At 43.8% G+C, this 21,440-nt stretch carries 19 protein-coding genes; all 19 read right to left on the minus strand.

The genetic code is table 11. The features are described from left to right. Positions 1-3 precede the first annotated feature (3 nt). Positions 4-618: a fumarylacetoacetate hydrolase family protein gene (locus RH89_RS19845; RefSeq protein ID WP_004405797.1), complete on the minus strand. Its 615-nt coding sequence runs from the start codon at positions 616-618 to the stop codon at positions 4-6. Between the two features lie 43 nt (positions 619-661). Further along, positions 662-1,108 carry a transcriptional regulator OhrR gene (gene ohrR / locus RH89_RS19850; RefSeq protein ID WP_004405799.1) on the minus strand — a complete coding sequence of 149 codons (447 nt, stop codon included), beginning with the start codon at positions 1,106-1,108 and terminating at the stop codon, positions 662-664. 29 nt (positions 1,109-1,137) lie between these two features. After that, positions 1,138-4,812 (minus strand): SbcC/MukB-like Walker B domain-containing protein, encoded by a 3,675-nt coding sequence (locus RH89_RS19855; RefSeq protein ID WP_004405800.1) that lies wholly within the window; start codon positions 4,810-4,812, stop codon positions 1,138-1,140. Beyond that, complete coding sequence (gene sbcD, locus RH89_RS19860) at positions 4,809-6,032, minus strand: exonuclease subunit SbcD (RefSeq protein WP_004405802.1); 1,224 nt, start codon at positions 6,030-6,032, stop codon at positions 4,809-4,811. The genes RH89_RS19855 and sbcD overlap by 4 nt, the downstream gene beginning before the upstream one ends. Positions 6,033-6,098: 66 nt before the next feature. Then, positions 6,099-6,503: a VanZ family protein gene (locus tag RH89_RS19865; protein ID WP_004405804.1), complete on the minus strand. Its 405-nt coding sequence runs from the start codon at positions 6,501-6,503 to the stop codon at positions 6,099-6,101. 30 nt (positions 6,504-6,533) lie between these two features. Continuing rightward, positions 6,534-7,400 carry a UTP--glucose-1-phosphate uridylyltransferase GalU gene (galU, locus tag RH89_RS19870; RefSeq protein WP_004405805.1) on the minus strand — a complete coding sequence of 289 codons (867 nt, stop codon included), beginning with the start codon at positions 7,398-7,400 and terminating at the stop codon, positions 6,534-6,536. Positions 7,401-7,543: 143 nt separating this feature from the next. Then, on the minus strand, positions 7,544-8,851 hold the full coding sequence (locus tag RH89_RS19875; RefSeq protein ID WP_004405806.1) for an HlyD family type I secretion periplasmic adaptor subunit: 1,308 nt from the start codon (positions 8,849-8,851) through the stop codon (positions 7,544-7,546). 10 nt (positions 8,852-8,861) lie between these two features. Beyond that, a complete protein-coding gene (locus RH89_RS19880) occupies positions 8,862-10,562 on the minus strand; it encodes an ATP-binding cassette domain-containing protein (RefSeq protein ID WP_004405807.1) in 1,701 nt (566 codons plus the stop codon). A 225-nt stretch (positions 10,563-10,787) separates the two neighbouring features. After that, positions 10,788-11,696, minus strand: coding sequence for a hypothetical protein (locus RH89_RS19885; RefSeq protein WP_004405808.1), 909 nt, complete (start codon positions 11,694-11,696; stop codon positions 10,788-10,790). 383 nt (positions 11,697-12,079) lie between these two features. After that, entirely contained in the window at positions 12,080-13,183 is a 1,104-nt protein-coding gene (locus RH89_RS19890; RefSeq protein ID WP_244410431.1) for an O-antigen ligase family protein, read from the minus strand. A gap of 391 nt (positions 13,184-13,574) precedes the next feature. After that, the gene (locus RH89_RS19895) at positions 13,575-14,828 is read right to left on the minus strand and encodes an O-antigen ligase family protein (RefSeq protein ID WP_004405810.1); all 1,254 of its coding nucleotides are present in this window, start codon (positions 14,826-14,828) and stop codon (positions 13,575-13,577) included. 2 nt (positions 14,829-14,830) lie between these two features. After that, entirely contained in the window at positions 14,831-15,583 is a 753-nt protein-coding gene (locus RH89_RS19900) for a heparin lyase I family protein (protein WP_004405815.1), read from the minus strand. A gap of 1 nt (position 15,584) precedes the next feature. Beyond that, positions 15,585-16,307, minus strand: coding sequence for a WecB/TagA/CpsF family glycosyltransferase (locus RH89_RS19905; protein WP_004405816.1), 723 nt, complete (start codon positions 16,305-16,307; stop codon positions 15,585-15,587). After that, positions 16,307-17,419 (minus strand): glycosyltransferase, encoded by a 1,113-nt coding sequence (locus tag RH89_RS19910; protein WP_004405817.1) that lies wholly within the window; start codon positions 17,417-17,419, stop codon positions 16,307-16,309. The genes RH89_RS19905 and RH89_RS19910 overlap by 1 nt, the downstream gene beginning before the upstream one ends. Beyond that, positions 17,416-18,315: a glycosyltransferase family 2 protein gene (locus tag RH89_RS19915; protein WP_004405818.1), complete on the minus strand. Its 900-nt coding sequence runs from the start codon at positions 18,313-18,315 to the stop codon at positions 17,416-17,418. Before RH89_RS19915 ends, RH89_RS19910 begins: the two co-directional genes overlap by 4 nt. Positions 18,316-18,338: 23 nt before the next feature. Further along, positions 18,339-19,466 carry a glycosyltransferase gene (locus RH89_RS19920; RefSeq protein ID WP_038146796.1) on the minus strand — a complete coding sequence of 376 codons (1,128 nt, stop codon included), beginning with the start codon at positions 19,464-19,466 and terminating at the stop codon, positions 18,339-18,341. After that, the gene (locus RH89_RS19925; RefSeq protein ID WP_004405821.1) at positions 19,463-19,675 is read right to left on the minus strand and encodes a hypothetical protein; all 213 of its coding nucleotides are present in this window, start codon (positions 19,673-19,675) and stop codon (positions 19,463-19,465) included. Before RH89_RS19925 ends, RH89_RS19920 begins: the two co-directional genes overlap by 4 nt. A gap of 2 nt (positions 19,676-19,677) precedes the next feature. After that, positions 19,678-20,571, minus strand: a complete 894-nt coding sequence (locus tag RH89_RS19930) for a glycosyltransferase family 2 protein (RefSeq protein WP_004405824.1) — start codon at positions 20,569-20,571, stop codon at positions 19,678-19,680. A gap of 23 nt (positions 20,572-20,594) precedes the next feature. After that, a partial coding sequence (locus tag RH89_RS19935) for a glycosyltransferase (protein WP_004405826.1) occupies positions 20,595-21,440 on the minus strand: 846 nt, incomplete at its 5' end.

Here is a 21,440-nt window from a genome sequence, read left to right on the forward strand (position 1 = left end):
AAGTTATTTTGCTTCCCACTCTGTTTCAATCAGAGTTTTGTCATTGCATTTGATTCGGGCGAGAAACACATCGCCCTTCTCGACAGTCCCAACACCTTTTGGGGTGCCTGTCATAATCACATCGCCATCCTCCAGTTGAGTATATCCAAGCAGTTCATCGACAATTTCTAACGGTTTGAACATCATGTCTTTAACGCCGCCAGATTGCACTCGAACGCAATTAATAAACAGCTCTAGGGTTAGGTTTGGGATATCGGCATAAGAAATGGGAATGAATCGACTGAAAACAGCACTTCCATTAAAGGCTTTGGCTCTTTCCCATGGAAGTTGCTTAGATTTTAACTCCGACTGCAATGCGCGCTTGGTTAAATCCAGACCAAAGCCAACATGAGTAATTTGGCTGTTATGGATAACAAAACAGATTTCACCTTCGTAGTGCAGAGGTTCTTGATGATAAGAGGTTAGCGTCGTGCTAATAGAACTGTTTGGCTTGTTAAATACCACCATTTGGTCAGGAATGCTGTTATTAAGCTCAACAATGTGCTCCGAGTAGTTTCTTCCCACACACAACACTTTAGAAGGGCTTATCTTCTTATTCTCAACCAATACTGTGTTCATTTTCACTCCCTGAAAATTCTATACCCAAAAGGTTCCGATACGGCTAGCCGATTTTCTTGAGCAGTTTTTCGCACAATCGCTTCATAGTGATCAAATCATCCAGATCCATATCGAGCGAGCACACCATTTCCTTAGGAACTGATTCCGCTTGTGCTTTTAATTTCTGCCCAGATTGCGTCAGATGAAGCTCGCGCACTCGTTCATCATGCTGCGCGCGCTTTCTCTCCACCAGCCCTTTGCCTTCAAGTCGCTTTAGCAACGGGGTCAGTGTACCTGAATCCAGATACAGTTTATTCCCTAGCTCTTTGACGTTAATGCCATTTTGTGACCAAAGCACCATCATGACCAAGTACTGAGGATAAGTCAGGTCCAACTTATCAAGTAAAGGACGATACGCCCTGACGACGGCATTGGTTGCACTGTAAAGAGGAAAACAGAACTGATTTTCCAGCTTTAATTCTTTGGTTTCAGAGGTTTTATCTCTTGTCATTACTTATCAGATCTCTAAGGTCGTCGGAGTTAAGGGTTAAAGCGATATTCAGGCGCTAACTCACTGATACCTAAACCACTCTTCTTGGTCACTTTTAGCTGGACTGGAATGCGTTCTTTCATCGCTTCTATGTGGCTGATGACGCCAATCATTTTTCCAGATGCATTCAGGCTGTCTAACGCATCCAGTGCGATATCCAATGTTTGCGCATCTAAGGTGCCAAAACCTTCATCTAGGAACAAGGAGTCTATGCTGGTTTTGTGGCTCACCAGATCGGACAACGCCAGCGCCAGTGCAAGACTCACGAGAAAGCTCTCCCCACCCGATAGTGTTTTGGTGTCCCTTTCATTATCGCCCTGCCAAAGATCCAATACTGTCAGCTCAAGCCCTTCTCCTTGTTTTCTTTGCAATTGATATCGACCATAGAGCCTTGAAAGTTGTTTGTTCGCCAGATAAATCAGGTTATCAAGAGTCAGACCCTGAGCAAATTTACGGAATTTATCGCCTTTCTGTGACCCAATCATTGAATGCAAATACTGGATGTCATCATACTCAACCCGGTACTGTTCAATTTCTTCAAACAATGAGGATTGCTCTTCTCGCCTTTTGTCATCGGACATCAGTTCCTGAGTGATTTCACCTTCACGTTTCGTCAGTTCTTCCAGATGTTTTTGGGCTTCGGTCTGTTGGTTTTGGATGTCTTCTAGCTTGATATCATTCCACTCAGACGCTTTCTCATGGCAGTTCAGAGCACTCAGTTTCTGATTAGCGCTTTCATGAATGGCTTTAAGCTGAGTAATCGAATCATTCAACGACTGCTTGAGCTGCTGAATGCGAGCTTTTTCCTCGATTGGTAACAACGCACTTTGGAACTGTTCAACAGTATCAAAGGGGCTCGATGACAAAGCTTGTTCCCATTCACTCTGGATCTGGCTCTTTGAAACCACAGTATTGCTTAGGCTGTTATTGATTGATGATTGCTGCCCGGAAAGAGATGCCTGCTTTTCTTTCAGAGACTTGTGCTTAATCTGAATCTGCTCGGTGCTTCTTTCTGCCTGTGTCACTTGTTCGCGAGCTTTCAGCCTTTCATCGTCAACTGACTTGTTTGCAAACACTTCCGCTCGTTTCGCCATTCGTTCATTAAGCAGATCTGACGTTTCGACTAACTGCTTTTGCAACTGGTTTAAAGCATCTGTTAACTCACTTTGCTGAGAATCGAGATTTTTCTGGTCTGCCAATACCAAGGTAACCGAATGACGAAGCTCGCTAAGATGTTTTTCCTTATTCTGAAACGCGTCAACCTGATCTTTTAGCTCATTAATCCATAGTTCGACATTCTGGTCCGGAACCTTCAGATTCGCTTCTGACATCGCACTTTGCAGATCCTGACGTAGCTCCAAGCGTTGAGCTTCCAGTTTTTGCTTACGCTCAGCAAAATCCTGTTGTTTCTTCTCAATCAATTGGGTGTCTTTCGTTTCAAGCTTAAGCTGATTTTCAAGCTGCACTGCTTTCTCTGACAGTGTGGAAGTCTGCTTCTGCGACTCTTCCAAAGCTTTTTCTGCGGCTTTCAATTGACTGATCTGAGACTGACTGGCTTTGACCTTTTCTTCTAGGCTTGCTGTCAAAATTGCTGCACTGGAAGGCGTAACAATATCAATCGCTTTGTCTAGTGCCGGAAGTTTTTGGTTCCACTGCAACTGGAGTTGTTCCAGTTCCGTTTGCCCTGCCGACAGCTTGCTCTGATTCTCTGAAAACTGGAACTCAACAGATTTTATCTCGACCGACAGCGCTTCTCCCTGATGCTTTAACTCGGATAAACGTCTTTCTGCTTCTTCTTTTTGAGCAATGGTTTCTGGCACTGACACGGCACCATCAGCAAGTATCGGATGTTCAAGACTGCCGCAGAGTGGGCATGGCTGGTCATCTCTCAGATTGGATCTGTAGACAGCAAGATGTTCTTCCTGTGTCACAAGTTGAGCAAGTGACTGAGCTAGCTGATTCTGAGATTTGTATTGTTCCCGCAAGCTGTTTCGCTGCTGATTTTGAAGCTTCAGTTCAGACTCTTGCTGAGCCATTTTTTGAGATAGCTGCTGTTGCTCATTAGAGACCAGAGACCAGCGTTCCTGAAACCCTTGTAACTGATGGGAAACAATAACTTGCTGATTCATTGTTTGTTGTTGGGCTTCCATCTCTTCAAGGCTGGAAGCCCCAGATAAAGCCTGATGACTAGAACTCAGTTGAAGTTCTTTTTCTTTGTTCGATTTGAGTTCTGAATGAGCCAGCTCCAACTCAAATTCTATTTTTTTCTGCTTTTCAATATGCTCAGCTTGCTGAATACCGAGTGAAGACAGATTTAAATCAATCTCGGTCAGTTCGCGACTTGACTCTTCAAGGGCTGTAAGCTGGACTTTCCAACCTTCCAGCTTTGGAGCCACGTCTTTCAAATTTGCACTTTGCTCAATGAATTTTTCGCTCTCGGCGATCGTGTCACTCTGTTCTTTCAGTTTGGTTGTGAGCTGTTGGTAAGAAACATCCAGTGCTTGCTTTTTGTTGTTCTTCTCATGAATTTCAGACTGTAAGGACGATTGCTTTTGTTTACCTTGTGAAATATCACTGTCCAAAGGGATAACAGTTTGTGTAATCAGGTCTTCTAACGCCTGTTGAGCGACCTTAGTACTTTGCAACGCCGATTCTGAAACCTTAACTTCCGCATCAACGTCCTTGCATTCTGACTCCAGCTCAGTTGCCTGCTTGCGAAGGCTCTCTAGGGATTCCGTGTACTGGCGATATGTATTATGTATGTCAGAAAGTTTGTCATGCAGTGGTTTGATTTGCTCTGCAGGCTCGGCATCAGCCAGTTTATCGAGCTCTGGCTTGGCTTCGGCAAGTGCTGTTTCAGCATTAATCAACGATTGCGACGTTTGGCTAAGCTCCGCTGCCAAATCGGTTTTTTCTTTTATCCAGTTAGCGCATTGATCAAAGGACTCTTTCTCTTTTTTCGCAGTTCCATGCTGGTTTTTTAGCGAAGACAGTTCTTCATTTAGCGATTCACGATAAGCTATATCAAGCAGTTGAACGCCTTGAGCCCTTGATTCTAACGCAATCAAGGTTTGTTTTGACTCTGACCAATGCTGGTGAACCCGTTCTGATATAAGACCGTATATCTCAGTGCCTGTTAACTCTTCTAACAACTCTGCACGTTCTGATTCTTTGGCATTCAGGAAAGCCGCGAACTGACCTTGAGACAGCATCATGGATTTGGTGAATCTGTCAAAATCCAGCCCGGTAATGCGCTCTACCTCTTCCAGCTTTTTCTTCGCTTGCGAGGCGATCACTTTTCCGCCTTCCACCTCAGCAAGTTCCACTTCCGCAGCTTGAAGCTTGCCGTCCGCTTTTTTGTGTGAACGACGCATACTCCAAAACGCTCGGTAGGCTTTACCTTTGACCTCAAATTCCACTTCTGAGCAGCACTCAGATTCTCCTCTGGTCATGGCTTCGTTGCTGGATTGGGTTAACAGACCAAGCCGAGGGGTTTTGTGATAAATCGCCAGACAGATTGCATCAAGAAGTGTGGTTTTTCCTGCACCGGTTGCACCAGTAATCGCGAACAAACCATTGTCGGTGAATGGTGACTGAGTGAAGTCGATCTTCCATTCACCTTTTAAAGAGTTCAGGTTTTTAAGCCTCAGAGACAGTATTTTCACTTTTTCTCCTCCTCGACCTCAGCAACGATGCGAATGAACTTCTCTTCAAGCCGTGCTTTGCGAGCCAGTTCTTCATCCGTTTCAAATACTTCTTGCGCAATGCGTTTGGTAAAAACGTCTAATGGGCTCAGTTCGTCCAGCGTTTCATTTCGTTCCTGACTGAGCGCCTTTCTTCTTGCGGACTGGCTTCGTTTAAGCTGCAGCACTTCAACAGGAAGATCTTCTACCATCTTTTGAATTCTTTGCTGTAAATCTGACAGGTAGTCGTCGATTTCAACCTCAATACTCAACCAAACCGTTTCTTCACTCTCTGCATATTTCTTCAGCACGGTTTCCAACTCGGTCAACGAACCAGATACAGTTGCCATTGGCTGAAAGCTCGGAATTTCTAACGAAGTGATCTCTGGAGAATGGGAATGTTCAAAATTGAGCAGAAGCACCTGTTTGTTCGACTTCAATTCGTCAAAGCTGAGTGGAATGGGGGAACCACAGTATCGGATGTGTTCTTGCTTTGCGACAATCTGCGGGCGATGAATATGCCCCAGAGCAATGTAGTCAGCGGGCGGGAAGCCGTCGGCTGCAAACCCTTCCAGAGTTCCAATGTAAATATCGCGTACAGATTCCGATTGCTTTACGCCTAATGCCGTTAAATGCCCAGTGGCAATAATCGGAACATCGACACCTAACGCTTTTCGCCTCTCAACTGCTGCCTGATAGACACTGGCGTAATGATCTTTAATTGCATCTGCAATTGCTAACCTTTTGTCAGTGGAGGAGTCTCCTGACTGGCTGACGACTAAATCACGTGGACGTAAAAACGGGATCGCACAAAGCAGCGCACCGACATTTCCACTGCCGTCTGCCAATTCCACAACCTGATCTTGGCTTTGTTCTAAGCTACTGGCAACCACATGAGTATTGAGATAGGCGAGAATTTGCTTGGTTTCATTCAGGACGGATACGGAATCGTGATTTCCTCCCAATACCACCAAAGTGCAGTCTGATTTTTGCAGTTGCACCACAAAATGGTTATACATTTCTCGGGCGTAACTTGGGGGAGATCCTGTATCGAAGATATCTCCCGCGACAATCAACGCATCGACATTATGCTGTTCAATTTGTTGGAGGAGCCAGTTCAGAAAGGATTGATGTTCGTTCTTTCTGCTCTTTGTGTAGAAGTTTTGCCCAAGATGCCAGTCTGAGGTGTGAATGATGCGCATGTCATTGTTTTTCTATTAGAACATCGCACAAGTGTAATAGCAGGTAGAAATCAATGACAGCGATTTTTAGGTTGTCGGTCTGTTAAACCATTGAGTATAAGCAAATAGAGTAAAGTGGCATAGCAGTACACCAGCTAGACACCCAAAAACATTGCAAGCCATATCCAGCCAGGAAAACTGCCGTGTTGGTAACCAAATCTGCAATAACTCATCTGTTACCACGAAAAATAGCAATAACGCGACCATTGGCTTGTTAGAAGCGCGACTCGCTAGTCCAGCTAACCCACCCAGTACCAAGGCAAATGCGACGTGGAAAATCAGGTCGTGTGACTGAACTGCCTGTCCAAGATCACCAGAAAGCAGACCGGCACTTTTCAAAATCGAAAGGCTAGCAACGCTTAGCACGACCAAAACAAACAGACCAACCACGAAGTTGGCATGATTGGTCTGTTGAGTATCGAAGTTTTTCATTCAATATTTCTCTGAATTCGGTTCAGAGTATTATTTCTTACCAGTCACTTCTTTTGCAAGCTCGGAAGAACGTCCTTGCAAATAAACATTTTCGTAGCAGTAGTTTGTTGCCTCGATGTAACCTTCAACACTACCACAGTCAAAACGCTGACCATCAAACTTGTACGCCAGAACACAACCAGCTTTGGCTTGCTTTAGAAGCGCATCAGTAATTTGAATTTCGCCACCTTTACCCGGCTCTGTTTGCTCGATCAGTTCGAAGATGTCTGGTGTCAGAATATAGCGACCAATGATAGCCAGATTGCTTGGTGCTCTACCTGGCTCTGGTTTTTCGACCATGTCGTCAACTCGGTAGAGCTTGTCTTTGATCATCTCACCCGAGATCACGCCGTATTTGTGGGTTTCTTCAACTGGCACTTCTTCTACTGCGACAATAGAACAGCGGAACTGTTTATAAAGCGCGACCATTTGAGCGAGCACGCCTTGCGCTCTGTTTACACAAAGGTCATCAGCAAGAACCACAGCAAAAGGTTCGTCACCCACCAGCTCACGCCCTGTCAGAATCGCGTGACCCAGACCTTTCATTTCACGCTGGCGAATGTAGGTGAAATTCGCGGCATCAATAATTTCACGAATGTCGATCAACAGCTCTTCTTTGTTAGTGCCACTGATCTGATGCTCCAGTTCGTAGTTTTTGTCGAAGTGATCCATTAGAGAGTGTTTACCACGCCCTGTCACCACACACATGTCCGTCATTCCTGCCTGAATCGCTTCTTCAACCCCGTATTCAATAAGTGGTTTGTTTACGATAGGCATCATCTCTTTCGGCATTGATTTCGTTGCCGGTAAAAAGCGCGTTCCATAGCCAGCTGCCGGAAATAAGCATTTCTTGATCATTACAACTCCGTTTCTTAGTCCTGTTTGGGTCCTTGCCCAAAAAATTTATATCTTTATTGTTATTGGTAAATGTACTCGCGTGGGTATATCAAGACCTGTCGACATTACCCTCGCGATATTTCAATTGGATTTTAGTTATGTCATCAACTCTCTCGGAATGCCCTGAGAAGGCTGACTTTTAGAGGTTCGAGTAGATAGTCCAGCGGACGCTTCTCTTCGAGAAGCACATAGACTTCCGCTGGCATACCCGGATAAAGTTCCAGATCTGGATTCTTAGAAATTTCGTCTTGGTTAAGCTTTACCTTCACCTTAAACCCACTGACTTCCTCCCCGTTGGATTCAATTCTGTCTGCATCAATGTAAACCACTTCACCATGTACTGGTGGTGTCGTCCGGAAGTTAAATGCAGAAAGGCGAATTAAGGCTTGCTGCCCTATTCTCACGACATCAATATCCGTCGGGTTAATTATGGCTTCGACTATCAAGCTGTCGTTGTCTGGCACAATTTCCATTAAGCTTTCACCCGCGCCTACAACTTCTCCTGATGTGTTCACCTGCAAACCAAGTACAACACCGCTAACGGGGCTTTTAACCACCGTTCGCGCCTGCACATCACTGGCTAACTTGAGCTCTGCTTCAAGCGAGATAAGGGCATTGCGAACTTCTGCAATTTTGGTTTCGACTTCAGATCGGTTGCGTTGCTGAATGGCACTCTTTTGCTGCTCAAGCTCTGAAACAGACAAAATCTGACCATCAAGTTCTGCCTGAACTGAAATGATGTCGGATACAAGCAATACTTCCGATCGTTTCAGTTCCAGCACTTTCAGACGTGAAGTGAAACCGTCGGCAAGAAGTTGATCGTGCATCTCAATTTCGTCATTAAGAAATTCGAGGGCTTGCTTACGCTGAGCGAGCATTTGAGAAGAAAATGCTCGGCGATTTTTGGTCTGTTTCAAGCGCGAATCGACAATATCCAGTTCTTTGTTACGCATGTCCACACGACTTGCGAATAGAGACTGCTGGTTCGCGATTAAGGTTTCAATTTCCAGCACCAAATGTGGAAACAAATCCTTTTCCAGATTAGGCACAAACCGATCCAGATTGCCTCGCTCTGCCAGCAGACGCTGGTATTCGATCTGACGGCTGATCCACGTTAGCTGTGTTTGCTTAAGGCGACTCTGAAAAGTGATATCTGAGATCTTAATCAGAGGTGCCCCTTTCTCGACTTGCTGTCCTTCGCGGACATACACATCGGCAACAATGCCACCTTCAAGGTGTTCTATGCTCTTACGCTTGCTTTCAACAATCACGATACCTGAAGCAATAGCGGCAGAATCGAGCTTGGCGAACCATGTCCAGGTAGCAAAGAAGCCCAAGCTAACTACAAGGAATACTAACGCACGACGAATTAAGCGATTGTTATCTGTCATTAAGGAGAGAGAATCTTTCATATCACCGCTCCTAGTACTTAATAGCCTGATAATTGCTATGGCTAGCAATGTTCACGCTATTCTTATTCTGTTTGGGTTTGTTTTCGAAAGCATCGTGAATAACGCCGTCTTTCAGCTCAACCACGTAATCCGCCAATTTCATCATCTGAGGTGAATTACTAACGAAGATGATTCCTACCCCCGCCTTTTTCCATTCATCCAGATTTTTAACCAGTTGCTGGACCATGGCGTTATCTAAGAAAGACGTTGGTTCATCCAAAATGAGAAGTTTGGGCTGATAATAGAAGCACCTGGCGAGCGCAAGACGCTGCATTTCACTGCGAGAAAGCTCCACACCTTCAAGCCCCAGTGTCGTTCCATAACTTTGAGGAAGTTTAGCGACAAAACTGTGGCAAAGTGCCGCTTTGCTGGCTTTCACTACTTTTTCAGGTACATCCAGGTCGAGATGATCCCCGAAACCACTGATATTGTCGGATACCGAGGCATCGAATACATCTATCACCTGAGGCAAGTAACCAATCGATTGAGCCAGACGGTTTGGATCGAGCTTATCAACATTGATGCCATTAACTCGAACCTGCCCCTGAGTGGGTGAGTAGTAGTTAGCGAGTAGCTTGAGTAACGTTGACTTACCCGAACCAGAAGCACCTTTCACTGCTAAACAGTGTCCGGGCTTGAGATTGAAGCCAATGTTGTGAACCAGTAATCGCTCACCGATACCACGATAGGTAACCTTGTCTACGGACAACTCAATCTCTTCCATTGCGATGTCCATCTTATTGTCGTCCTGATGGCTAGCAAGAATGGTGGAAATACGCTTGTAGGCTTCTTTTGATTCTAGCCAGCCAAAGTACTGGCTTGCACCCTGATCGATTGGGGCAAGGATTCTCGCCAGTAGAATTGAAGCAGCCAGCAAAGAACCCGCCATAATCTGTTCCTGAATCACCAACCAGGCACCTACGGCGAATACACCAACCTGAACACACATGCGGATAAATTTCAGTACCGTTTGCCCGTGGTTGGTCATTCGCTTAGAACGTTCATCCTGTTCCAGCGTTTTTGACTGTTTTTGTCTCCAGCGATCAACGACTTTTCCAGATGCCTGATAAGACTTAAGCAACTTGCCTTTACTGAATAACTTTTGAACAGAAGACGAATGCTGAACAGAAAGCGAACGTGCCTCTTTCATATTTTTGTGGGTAAAGAGAAGCAGTAATCCGCTGGCGGCACCCAATACCACGGTAGAGAGCAGCGCATACATGCCCAGCAATGGGTGCAGCAAAAACAAAACGATAATAAAAATAAATGTCCAGGGGAGGTCTGACAAACTGCGATGAAACGGCGAGGCTAGATACTGCTTCGTTAACTGATGATCCTGAACGGCTTTGTGTGCTGCCGCTGCATTTTTAGATGATAAGCCTAAGCTCTTTTGAATCAGCAATTCACCAAAAGAACTGTCATAAATTGAGGACAGATTATTGAGAATCTGTTGGCGCGTATAGTCCATACAAACTTGCACTAACAGCAAGAAAATCGCAATTAACGCGAGAAAGAGCAACGTGTCTGTACTTCTTGAAGAAAGAACGCGATCGAATACCTGCAAACTGTAAATTGGCAGTACGAGAACCAGAAGATTGGCGAATACCGAGAAAACTTGAAAATAGAAAAAGTTTTTCTTTTGGTACGTTGAGAAAGTTGACCAGAGTTTCATAGACGTATATTGCCTGCGAGTTTTTTATAATTATTCCTAACCACCCTAATTTTTGTCTGTCGCTGTTAAGAAAAGCTACAACCCAAAATTAAGAAGCCTGAGTATAGGATGCCTTTGATTCAACGGGCATATCGAAAAGTTACATTGGGAATAATTTCAAACCTGTGCATGAGCTAAGTATGAAAAGGGATCGCTTCGAAAAAGCGATCCCTCAGTAATACTCAGTTAAACAGCTGGTGCGTAGTCTGAATCTGAAGTCAGAATCTGGTAAGCACCCTCTTCTGTGTACACAGTTACAGAATAGAAGTCTTCCGCATCCAGACCTTGAGCATCAAGGTACATTGCTTCATCCGCAGTTAGCTCATAACTGTCGTGACCCAGAATGCTGCCATCCAACGTGATATCAATGTTGGACAGTACAAGACCGAAGCCGACTTCTGCTTCCGCGTTGTTTGCCGCCAGCAATGCGCTATCAATGGTCAATGCTGCTGGTGCAATTTTGCCTGCGCCACGAACTACTTCGAAGTTTTCAAATGATACCGTATCCGTACCACTTAGTTTCAGTACATCAAAACCTGAACCGCCATCAGCAAAACGATGTTCTGCGCCGACAGCTGGACCTAATAGACCTGATACGTCCACAACGTCATTCCCTGCTCCTGCGTCTATTTCAAAACGAGTAAATTGGGAATTCTTTGCATGGGTAATAGTGATAATATCGTTACCAAATCCGCTGTTCACTTCAAATAAATTGCCCCAGTTCAAGCTATTTGAAAACGCAGCAATAGTAATTGCATCATTACCGTTGCCCGTATCAATCGTACCGCGTTTAGCATTTGCTACCAGGATTGAAGCGCCTTGCGAATTATTATTATCAATATCTACGTCAACAAAGTTGTTTACGTAAACAAGATTATCATTGCCATCTACTTTTGCTTCCTTATAGCCTGCTTTGTTCCAGGTATCAGAAGAAAGAACTGTGGCACTCAATATGCCACCTGTGGATTCTAGGCTTACACCATCTGCTGACACGCTACCAGTTCCAATAAGAGAAAGAGCAGCGTTGCCTGCATTCAGACCTGACGCTGAGCCTGTGCCATCTGTATTCGTCGTCCCTACATAAGTTGTAGTCATTTCCATGTCTCCAATTATTAACAACACAAGTTAACCAGCATCAAGGTATAAGGCTTATTATTTTTGATGCCAGATTATTGATATCAGGAAAAATTATATTGACCTTAACATCAATTTGACACTGCCCTGACATACAATAATGACAAAATAGGACTACAGCATTAGGGTTTACTAACCTAATATTAAAGGGTTAATTAAATAAGGTGACTTTTCCTAATTTTAGGCATGACAATATTGGTCCAATTTTTTAAAAAATAATGAATAAAAAAACTCAGTACTATTTTTTTATTAGTAACAATAAATAAGAAAATAAAAGAAGAAGTGTTCAATTACATGTAGATCAAAGAGTTAGCTCTACTCATACCAAACTAATGAATTAGTGCCTAATCCGGCTGAGCTTCACCCTCTACTTCTCTAGAGTGGCAGAACAAAATCATACTTAGAACTAGAACCCATATAAAAGCGTTACTTAGCAATACCCCACTTGACGCAGATGCAATGGTTAACCCCCCCGTAATCACACTAATTGCAATCGCTAACTGTTGTTCATAAGTGTGAGTCAGTGTCTTGGACATGAGCGCAGAAAACATACATTTACCTATCCAAACAATAACAACCATACTCCCAGGAATACCAATGCCAAGAACAAGATCCATATAGGAACTGTGTGTTGATCTTGCAGCCCAACCAAACGCCGCCGAATATTGATACATAATTTCAGGTCGGCTAAATACCCCAATTCCATACCCGAACAATGGTCGCTCAAATATCAACCCATAAAGAACTTCCCATAGCCCTGTTCTTCCTGTCAGAGTTGGATCTCTCCCAAGTAATATCAGAATGTCGTACAGAAACGCATTTAATAAAATGACCAGGAAAATAAGACATGTGGAGTAAAACGCCAGCAACACTATTTTCTGGCGAATCATGGGTTTGGCTATTACAAAACGTACAAAGAAGAAAGTGGTTATAACCACCATCATTGTCAACAATGCCGTTATTGACTGAGACATAATAACCATTAGCAAACAACACAAAAATAAAATCAGTTGCTTTAAGTCTCTACATTTTGATTCAAACCACCAACGCTGAAGGAAAATAATACTGATTACTGCAAAAAACGAACCTGCTCCGTTTTTATGAACAAACAACCCTCGCCACGCACCAGCATGTATACCATTCATGATCGCGTACTGTGGAAACAGGAACACATATATGACATTCAGTACGACGACTGCAGTAAAAAAGGTGACCAGCGTTTTGTATAGCACTTCGGGTCCGTAATAACGGTAATAAAGAAAGACAGGCACCGAAACAACAGAAACCGAGATTAAATACCTAAGAGCGAGGCTTGAGTTTGGAGAAAATAGAATCGAAAGTAAGCTGAACGCAATAATGATGTATGCCAGTACACTGATCCTCATCTGTGCTAATATTCTTTTTCCCGTAAAGAAAAAGAATAAAGCAATAAGGGCAAGCTGTGCCATTTGCATGTACTTTTGCGGTGTGTAACTGATGTTACTAATTAAATACTGAGCAGCAGGATAACCGAACCCCATATTGGTTGATCGGATCAACACCAGATAAAACAGTGCTGTCAGACAGAAAAAATTAAAAGAATCTCTTCGAATCAGCATACTTAGTTAAGCTCCAGATCCTTTGTTCCATAACGTCGGTGGCATACATAAACCAACGAAACCGGATTTACCGTAGAAATAAATTCTTTTTACTGAATTGTTTTTGGAGCTGGCAGGCGAAAATGCCATCATCAAAAGTGCACAAACAAAAAATACCGCTGAGTTCACTCTAAGCTAAGTTTTTTGCACGTATTCAGATGGCTGTTCGACCTAACCAACAACGAAGTCCACAGATGAGTAACTAATCCGGTTGAACTTCATCCTCTACCTCTCTTGAGTGGCAGAACAAAATCATACTTAGAACTAGAACCCATATGAAAGCGTTACTTAACAACACACCACTTGAGGCAGATGCAATAGTTAAACCGCCAGTAATTACCCCAATTGCAACCGCTAACTGCTGCTCATAAGTGTGAGTTATTGTCTTAGACATGAGCGCAGAAAACATACTTTTACCTATCCAGATAAATACAGCTATGCTCCCAGGAATGCCAATACCAAGAGCGAGATCCATATAGGAACTGTGCGTAGTTTTCGCCGCCCAACCAAACGCCGAGGAATACTGATACATGATTTCCGGTCGGCTAAACACACCAATTCCATACCCGAACAACGGTCGTTCAAATATCAACCCAAATAGCACTTCCCAAAGCCCTGTTCTACCTGTCAGAGTCGGGTCTTTCCCGAGTAAGATGAGAATGTCGTACAGAAAGACATTCAATAATGTCACTGAGAAAATAAGACCTACGGAGTAAAAAGTCAGCAATACTATTTTCTGACGAATCAGTGGTTTGGCTATTACAAAACGTACGAAGAAAAAAGTGGTCATCACTATGACCATTGTCAGCAACGCCGTTATCGACTGAGACATGATAACCATTAGCAAACAACACAAGAATAAACCCAGTTGTTTCATATCCCTGCGTTTTGATTCAAACCACCAGCGCTGAAAAAATATAATACTGATCACCGCAAAGAACGAACCAGCTCCGTTTTTATGAACAAATAGCCCTCGCCAAGAACCTGCATGTACACCATTCATGATCGCGTATTGCGGAAACACAATGACATATAAGACATTCAGCACGACGACTGCCGTAAAAAAGGTGACCAACGTGTTGTATAGCGCTTCTGGTCCGTAATACCGGTAGTAGAGAAAGACTGGTATCGAAACAACAGAAACTGAGATCAAATATCTAAGGGCGAGGCTTGAGTTTGGAGAAAATAAAATTGAAAGCAAGCTGAACGCAATAATGATGTATGCCAGCACGCTGATCCTCATCTGCGCTAATAGCCTTTTCCCTGTAAAGAAAAAGAATAAGGCAATGAGAGCAAGCTGCGCCATCTGCATGAACTTTTGCGGTGTATAGCTAATGTGCCCCAACAGGTGTTGAGCAGCCGGGTAACCGAAACCCATGTTAGTGGATCGGACTAGTACCAGGTAAAACAGTGCAGTCAGACAGAAAAAATTAAAAGAGTCTCTTCGAATCAGCATACTTAGTTAAGCTCCAGATCCTTAACTTTCAGGCTTATTTCGGGGTACTTATCCCAGCTTGTTGGCTTGTAAATACCCAGTTTAAAAAATGGCATTTTGGCATCGTTAAATGTGTTTGGACCGCAGGTTTCGCTTAGCAAAACCCCGTTTAAATAAGTTTTGAGGCACTCGTTATCAGAAGTAGACAAAACGCCTTCTATTCTAAACTGATTCCATACATTAGCTGCGTAGCTCACACCTTCGAAAAGCGTCCGAGAACGAATAGAATTAACATTTGCAGCACAGGAGCCACGTTTGGTGCTGGATATCTTCTTCTGATCCCAGCGGTTGTACATTCTGAGTTTTCCGTTTTTAGTTTCTAGTGCCATGATTGGGCAACGCCAGCTTTCTCCTTTGTCAGGGAAGGAATGAATTTGGAAATAGCTGTGCCACTGATTGGAATACTGGTAAGTATCGTTAACCAAAAAGCGAAAGCTCAAGGAGAAGGGTTTGTCTCGTTCAAGCCCTTTTTGAACTGCAATTTCACAGCGCTTCCTGCCTTTTTTAGGCTTCAGCTTGAACTCTACAGACGTGCTGAGCGATCCTTTGTCCCATAATTCTGGATGACACTCGTAAACGAATGAAACCGGATTTTCTGTAGAAATAAATTCTTCTTGTTGAAGTGTTTTCTTTGGGCTGGCTGACGAAGAAAAAGCCATCGTCAAAAGTGCACAAACGAAAAATACCGCTGAGTATCGCTTCCTGCTGACTAACATATTATCCACTCAATTTCACAATCAAAGCTCGGGTCAAGAAAGTGACATTTCCAATAACATATCGATTGAACAAGCGCTTCGGCTCTCTCATTAACCGGTAAGCCCACTCTAAGCTGAGTTTTTGCACCCATTCAGGTGCTCTTTCAACCTTGCCAGCTATGAAGTCCACAATAGCTCCACCGTTGATGGTCGATATGTTTGGATACGTCTCGCATATCATTTTAGACACGGCTTCTTGCTTAGGCATCCCCATTGCCATCACCACCAAATCGACCTCGTGATCGGCAAGATGTTGAACATATGCACTGGGTTCCTTAAAGCCGTCAAGAACGGTCACTATTTGTACATTCTGAGTTTCAAGTTTTTGTCTGGCAACCGTCAGTTCTTTGTTTGTTGAACCAAACAATGCCACTTTTTTCCCCTGATACACCTGAGTAAGCAATACGGGAATGAGATCGGTGCCATTGAGGTTGTATCCAGGTTCCTTACCCAGCATTTTGAAAAGGATCTTTACACCAATACCATCTCGCAAAACCAGATCACTCGCCATGATGGAATCGACAAAGCCCGAATTTCTGCATCCGAGATTAAAAGCATGAGCATTCAGGAATGCGATATTGAGCCGTTTTCCTTCTTCAAGATACTGACGACAATGTTGAACAACCCGATCGGTTGATTCAAATACGGTAATTTTTGAAACGAACTGACGAAATTCCAATTTCATTAAACTGCTGCCTTAATGTAGTTGAGCGCTTCTTTTGCTCGTACTGCCCAAGTGTTTTGTTTTGCAAACGCTTTTCTTTTTTCTCTTGTTGATGGAGTATCAGATTCAATTGCCTTGCCTATTGAATCAACAAACTCATTATCCGTTTCGACAACGTGGACCAGTCGTTTACCTTCCTTGTCAAAGTCACATTGGCTAGAGACAGACGGAATACCAGCAGCGCAATATTCATATAACTTCAAAGGGTTACGGTACTGGTTGAAAGGAGACATTCGGTAGGGACATATACCGACTTTAAATGTGGACATAAAATTGGGTAATTGTTCGTAAGGAACTAGCCCTGTCAGCGTTAAATTCGAATATTTGTGAGAAAGAGCCGTAATGGCGTCATTTCCAACCTTTCCAACCATCATTATGGTCATGTCAGGATAACGCTCGCAAACCTGTTCAATTAAGCGCTCATCGGTCGACTGGTCGATAGAACCTACAAAGCCAATAACGTTTTCTGAGACAGATTCTCTGTCGAACGCATTCACCCATTCACTGCCCACAGCGTTAGGTAAATACTGTACGTTTGAATGTGAAGTCAGCTTAGAAAGCTTCTCGACCAGTTGATGGCTGGTTGCGAAACATGCGGCGCTGTTAGTCACACAGGCTTTCAATGTCTGCTTATAAGAAGAGTAATGAGAGAACGGATATTCTTTATCATCATCGTAGTTGTCGTAGTGAGTGTAAGCGTACGGCACCCCAACCCCTTTTAGATAAAGGTATTGGTCTGGCTTGTAAAACCAGAGGCAACTCACTTTGCTGCCAGAACGCTTTCCCGCTTTCGTTACTTGCCACTTGATCGGCAAGGTTACCGTGAGCCAGCGAGCAAGTGCGTTGTTCATTGTCCAGCTGACAGGCAGTAAAGTAAGTAAAGGCAGCACTTGTACGTTGCCAATCTTTTCCGGAGTCTTGTAGCTACTGTCCGCCTTTAAAAACCATTTTGGCCTTTTGAAATAAAGCAGAGGTATATCTTCATTACCTAACTCCTCACTTATCGCCTTGATAAAAGGACGACGATGAAATTTAAGGTACTGATCACTGATTGAAAAAATTGCAATACTCATGAGTAATGACCTGCCACTATGCCGTCATTCATGAATATCCCCTTATAAAAGCCCAGCAACCAGACAAAACCACAAAAATACATGGCGGGACATAATACGAGCAGCATGAATGGGCTGAATGCGTATTTGAGATTACGAAAATTAATTCGAGTAATTTTTGCCAGCATCATCAAAGGCAGTAGTAGCGCAAGTACCCATTTATTCATACCACTATCCTTCTTCTGATAACGAAGGAAGAACAAATTGTTTCCCGTTATATAGATTTTTTTAAGGACTTTCTTGAAGGGAGAATCCTGAATCTGGTAGCCAATCACATCAGGAAAGAAGTGCAGTGTATGACCCATGCGTACCAGCTTTTCCGTCAGTTCCGTATCTTCCATACGTGAGATATCAGTGAACCCGCCCACTTCATCAAACAGCGCTTTCTCGATGATCATGAGCGCCGAGCTTAAATTTGCGCGCTCTGTTGGCGTGCGAGAGGACTGGGATTCGTTATTGAAATAATAATGCTCGATATAGGAGGTCAGAGTTAGGTCTCCTTTTTTGTCGAGATCCAGTGCACCACCAAATATTTTCACACCATCTGCTATGTGATTTGCAACGTCTTGAAGCGCTTGTTCATCCAGAACAACATCAGCGTCAACAAAAACAAGATAATCGCCGTTTGCAGCGTTAGCCCCTATATTACGACCACCGCCGGGGTTAAAACGTTTTTCTTCTTTAAACAAACGGACAAACGGGTACTGAGCACAAATCTGGTCGACCTCAATCCCCGGTGAACAATCTACAACCAATACCTCTGCGTCAACCACATCCAACTGCTTAGCCAACGCAGTCAGGTTACGTCCCAAGTGATCTTGAGATAGGTAGGATGGAATAATGACGGAAAGTTTCACTGACGTATCCCTACTAAATTTAGTTAATCCTGCTGCAGCACATTTTTATAAATGCTTTCAAGTGCTGCACACTGTTTACCTAAGTTGTGAGTCTTATGAACAAACTCGACAGCATTCTTACTGTATCGGTCCCAACGCTCATGGTCATAAGACAGGTTAACAATCGCATCAGCCAACTCGTCAACGCTTTCTTCGCTGACCACAGTCCCAGTCTCACCATCAATAATGGCTTCAGGCATACCGCCAGTATTGAAAACCACAGCCGGCGTTCCGACAGCCTGCGCTTCCACAATAGTCAGAGCAAGTGCCTCTTCCTGCCCATTAGGCATTCTGACGCTTGGTTGTACATACACGCTTGCTCTTTGCATCCAATGTTTGACCTGTTCTGGTGTCTGCCGACCAGTAAACTCAACCTGAATGCCTTTTGAGTGAGCCAGTTTTTCAAGATGGGCTTTTTCTTCACCATCTCCCACCAGCACCAGCTTGTAGTCAGGGGCAAGTTTTTGAACTTTCGACATAGCTTCAATCAGGAATCGGTGCCCTTTTATTGGAATCATTCGACCGACGCACAAAATGATTTTTTCTCGTTTTATGCTTTCAGAGGGCGTAAAGAAATCAGTATCTATACCAATGTAATGACGTATGATTTTGTCTTCAGGAAACCCAAGGCGTACCATTCGTTCTTTAATCGAATCTGAAACGGCAATAAACTTAGTCGCCCTGTCAGCCAGTTCAAAACGCTTATCCATATACCGCAAGTGCAATCGCCCGTGCTTTTCCAAAGAAGGACGTTCAATCACATCAAACCCATGAAAAGTCACAACTAGCGGAGTATCTAATTTTTCGGCAAGAGATAAAGCCGTCAATCCATTAGGACCAAAATGAGCATGTATAAGATCTGGTCGCAGAGACTTAAAGCGGCTCAGAAGATTAGGCAAAATTATACCTAGCTTGAGCAGCCTGTCGGTTATGACTCCGAACATTCCAGATTTCACTATATGCGTTCTCGCTTCTGGTAATTGAAGCCCAGACTCTACTCTGTCACTACCAAAATATTGTGCACGATATTGGGTAAGAGCTTCTCCCTGAGCCCGTATAAATGTCTCTGAATGCGCGAGAAGATGATTTGAAAAAATAATGACGTTATTCATATTATTTCGACTTTATTCAGAGATTGGCGAATACCCAACTGCCAGGACGAAGGAATCTGTTTTACGCAAACAACACGGCTTGCTGCGCCAATCAAGCAGGTAGCAAAAGAAATAGCCACCAAAGGCAACTCTATGTTCATCTCGGAAATCGCGAAGACAAAAGCAAACGCCATTTCAGAAACGGTCAGCGAAAAAAATGCAATGCCCATGGTTAACGACCTGCTGCGATACCATCACTGACGAATATCCCTTTATAAAAGCCCAGCATCCAGGCAAAACCACAAAAGTACATGATGGGACACAACACGAGCAGCATAAATGGGCTGAATGCGTACTTGAGATTACGGAGGTTAATCCGAGTAATTTTTGCCAGCATCATCAAAGGCAGTAGCAGTGCAAGTAGCCATTTATTCATGCCGCCATCCTTCTTCTGATAACGGAGGAAGAAGAGATTATTCCCTGTTATGTAGATTTTTTTGATGACTTTCTTGAAGGGAGAATCCTGAATCTGATAGCCAATCACATCAGGGAAGAAATGCAGAGTATGCCCCATACGTACCAGTCTTTCCGTCAATTCGGTGTCCTGCATACGTGGAATATCACTGAATCCACCTATTTCATCAAACAGTGCTTTCTCGATTATCATAAGCGCCGAGCTTAAATTCGCTCGCTCAGTAGGCGTACGAGAAGACTGGCTTTCATGATTAAAATAGTAATGCTCAATGTAAGAGGTAAGCGTTACATCCCCTTTTTTATCGAGGTCCAGCGCGCCACCAAATATTTTCGCTCCAGCTGAAGCATGTTTTGCAACGTTTTGAAGTGCCTGTCTATCCAGGACAACATCAGCATCGGCAAAAATAAGATAATCACCGTTTGCTGACTTAGCCCCAATATTACGCCCCCCACCAGGGTTAAAACGCTTTTCTTCTTTGAGCAAACGGACAAACGGGTACTGAGCACAAATCTGGTCGACTTCATCTCCAGGAGAACAGTCGACGACCAATACCTCTGCATCGACCTTATCCATCTGCTTAGCCAAAGCCGACAGGTTACGCCCCAAGTTATCTTGAGATTGGTAGGATGGAATAATTACGGAAAGTTTCACTGACGTATCCCTACTAAATTTTGTTAATTCTGCTGCAGCACATTCTGGTAAATACTCTCAAGTGCTACACACTGTTTATCTAAGTTATGAGTCTGACGTACAAACTCAATGGCATTTTTACTGTATCGGTCCCAACGCTCGTGATCATAAGACAGGTTCAATATCGCATCGGCTAACTCGTCACTGTTCTCTTGGCTAACCACGGTTCCTGTCTCACCATCAATAATGGCCTCAGGCATTCCACCAGTATTGAAAACCACAGCGGGCGTCCCCACCGCCTGTGCTTCCACAATAGCTAAGGCAAGCGCTTCTTCCTCTCCATCTGGCATTCTGATGCTAGGTTGCACATACACGCTTGCTCTCTGCATCCATTGCTTAACCTGCTCTGGTGTTTGCCGACCAGTAAACTCAACCCGAATACCTTTGGATTGAGCCAGTTCTTCAAGTTGCGCTTTTTCTTGGCCATCTCCAACCAGCACCAGCTTATAGTCGGGGGCAAGTTTTTGAACTTTAGACATGGCTTTAACTAAGAATCGTTGCCCTTTGTAGGCAGTCATGCGCCCAACGCAAAGAATGATCTTTTCACGGTGAGTCGATTCATCTGGTGAAAAAAAATGAGTATCGATACCAATGTAATGCTGAATGATCTTACTTTCAGGAAACCCGAGTTTTACCATTCTTTCTTTTACCCACTTCGATACGGCAATAAACTGAGTCACATTGTCTGCAAGTCTCGATCTCCGATCCATATACCGGATATGCAAGCGCCCATGTTTTTCCATCGTTGGAGATTCAATGACATCATGACCATGAAATGTGACGACAAGGGGGGCACCTAGCTTCTCTGCAAGCGATAGTGCAGTCATTCC

The sequence above is a fragment of the Vibrio nigripulchritudo ATCC 27043 genome, from assembly GCF_000222685.1.
Lineage (GTDB): Bacteria > Pseudomonadota > Gammaproteobacteria > Enterobacterales > Vibrionaceae > Vibrio > Vibrio nigripulchritudo.

Bases quoted from the DNA above. Each gene is read 5' to 3' on its own strand.
- RH89_RS19910 (WP_004405817.1), bottom strand. From the start codon at position 17,419: ATGAGTATTGCAATTTTTTCAATCAGTGATCAGTACCTTAAATTTCAT.
- RH89_RS19895 (WP_004405810.1), bottom strand. From the start codon at position 14,828: ATGCTGATTCGAAGAGACTCTTTTAATTTTTTCTGTCTGACTGCACTG.
- RH89_RS19865 (WP_004405804.1), bottom strand. From the start codon at position 6,503: ATGAAAAACTTCGATACTCAACAGACCAATCATGCCAACTTCGTGGTT.
- RH89_RS19875 (WP_004405806.1), bottom strand. From the start codon at position 8,851: ATGAAAGATTCTCTCTCCTTAATGACAGATAACAATCGCTTAATTCGT.
- sbcD (WP_004405802.1), bottom strand. From the start codon at position 6,032: ATGCGCATCATTCACACCTCAGACTGGCATCTTGGGCAAAACTTCTAC.
- RH89_RS19900 (WP_004405815.1), bottom strand. From the start codon at position 15,583: ATGTTAGTCAGCAGGAAGCGATACTCAGCGGTATTTTTCGTTTGTGCA.
- RH89_RS19925 (WP_004405821.1), bottom strand. From the start codon at position 19,675: ATGGGCATTGCATTTTTTTCGCTGACCGTTTCTGAAATGGCGTTTGCT.
- RH89_RS19920 (WP_038146796.1), bottom strand. From the start codon at position 19,466: ATGAATAACGTCATTATTTTTTCAAATCATCTTCTCGCGCATTCAGAG.
- ohrR (WP_004405799.1), bottom strand. From the start codon at position 1,108: ATGACAAGAGATAAAACCTCTGAAACCAAAGAATTAAAGCTGGAAAAT.
- RH89_RS19885 (WP_004405808.1), bottom strand. From the start codon at position 11,696: ATGACTACAACTTATGTAGGGACGACGAATACAGATGGCACAGGCTCA.
- RH89_RS19905 (WP_004405816.1), bottom strand. From the start codon at position 16,307: ATGAAATTGGAATTTCGTCAGTTCGTTTCAAAAATTACCGTATTTGAA.
- galU (WP_004405805.1), bottom strand. From the start codon at position 7,400: ATGATCAAGAAATGCTTATTTCCGGCAGCTGGCTATGGAACGCGCTTT.
- RH89_RS19845 (WP_004405797.1), bottom strand. From the start codon at position 618: ATGAACACAGTATTGGTTGAGAATAAGAAGATAAGCCCTTCTAAAGTG.
- RH89_RS19880 (WP_004405807.1), bottom strand. From the start codon at position 10,562: ATGAAACTCTGGTCAACTTTCTCAACGTACCAAAAGAAAAACTTTTTC.
- RH89_RS19890 (WP_244410431.1), bottom strand. From the start codon at position 13,183: ATGGCACAGCTTGCCCTTATTGCTTTATTCTTTTTCTTTACGGGAAAA.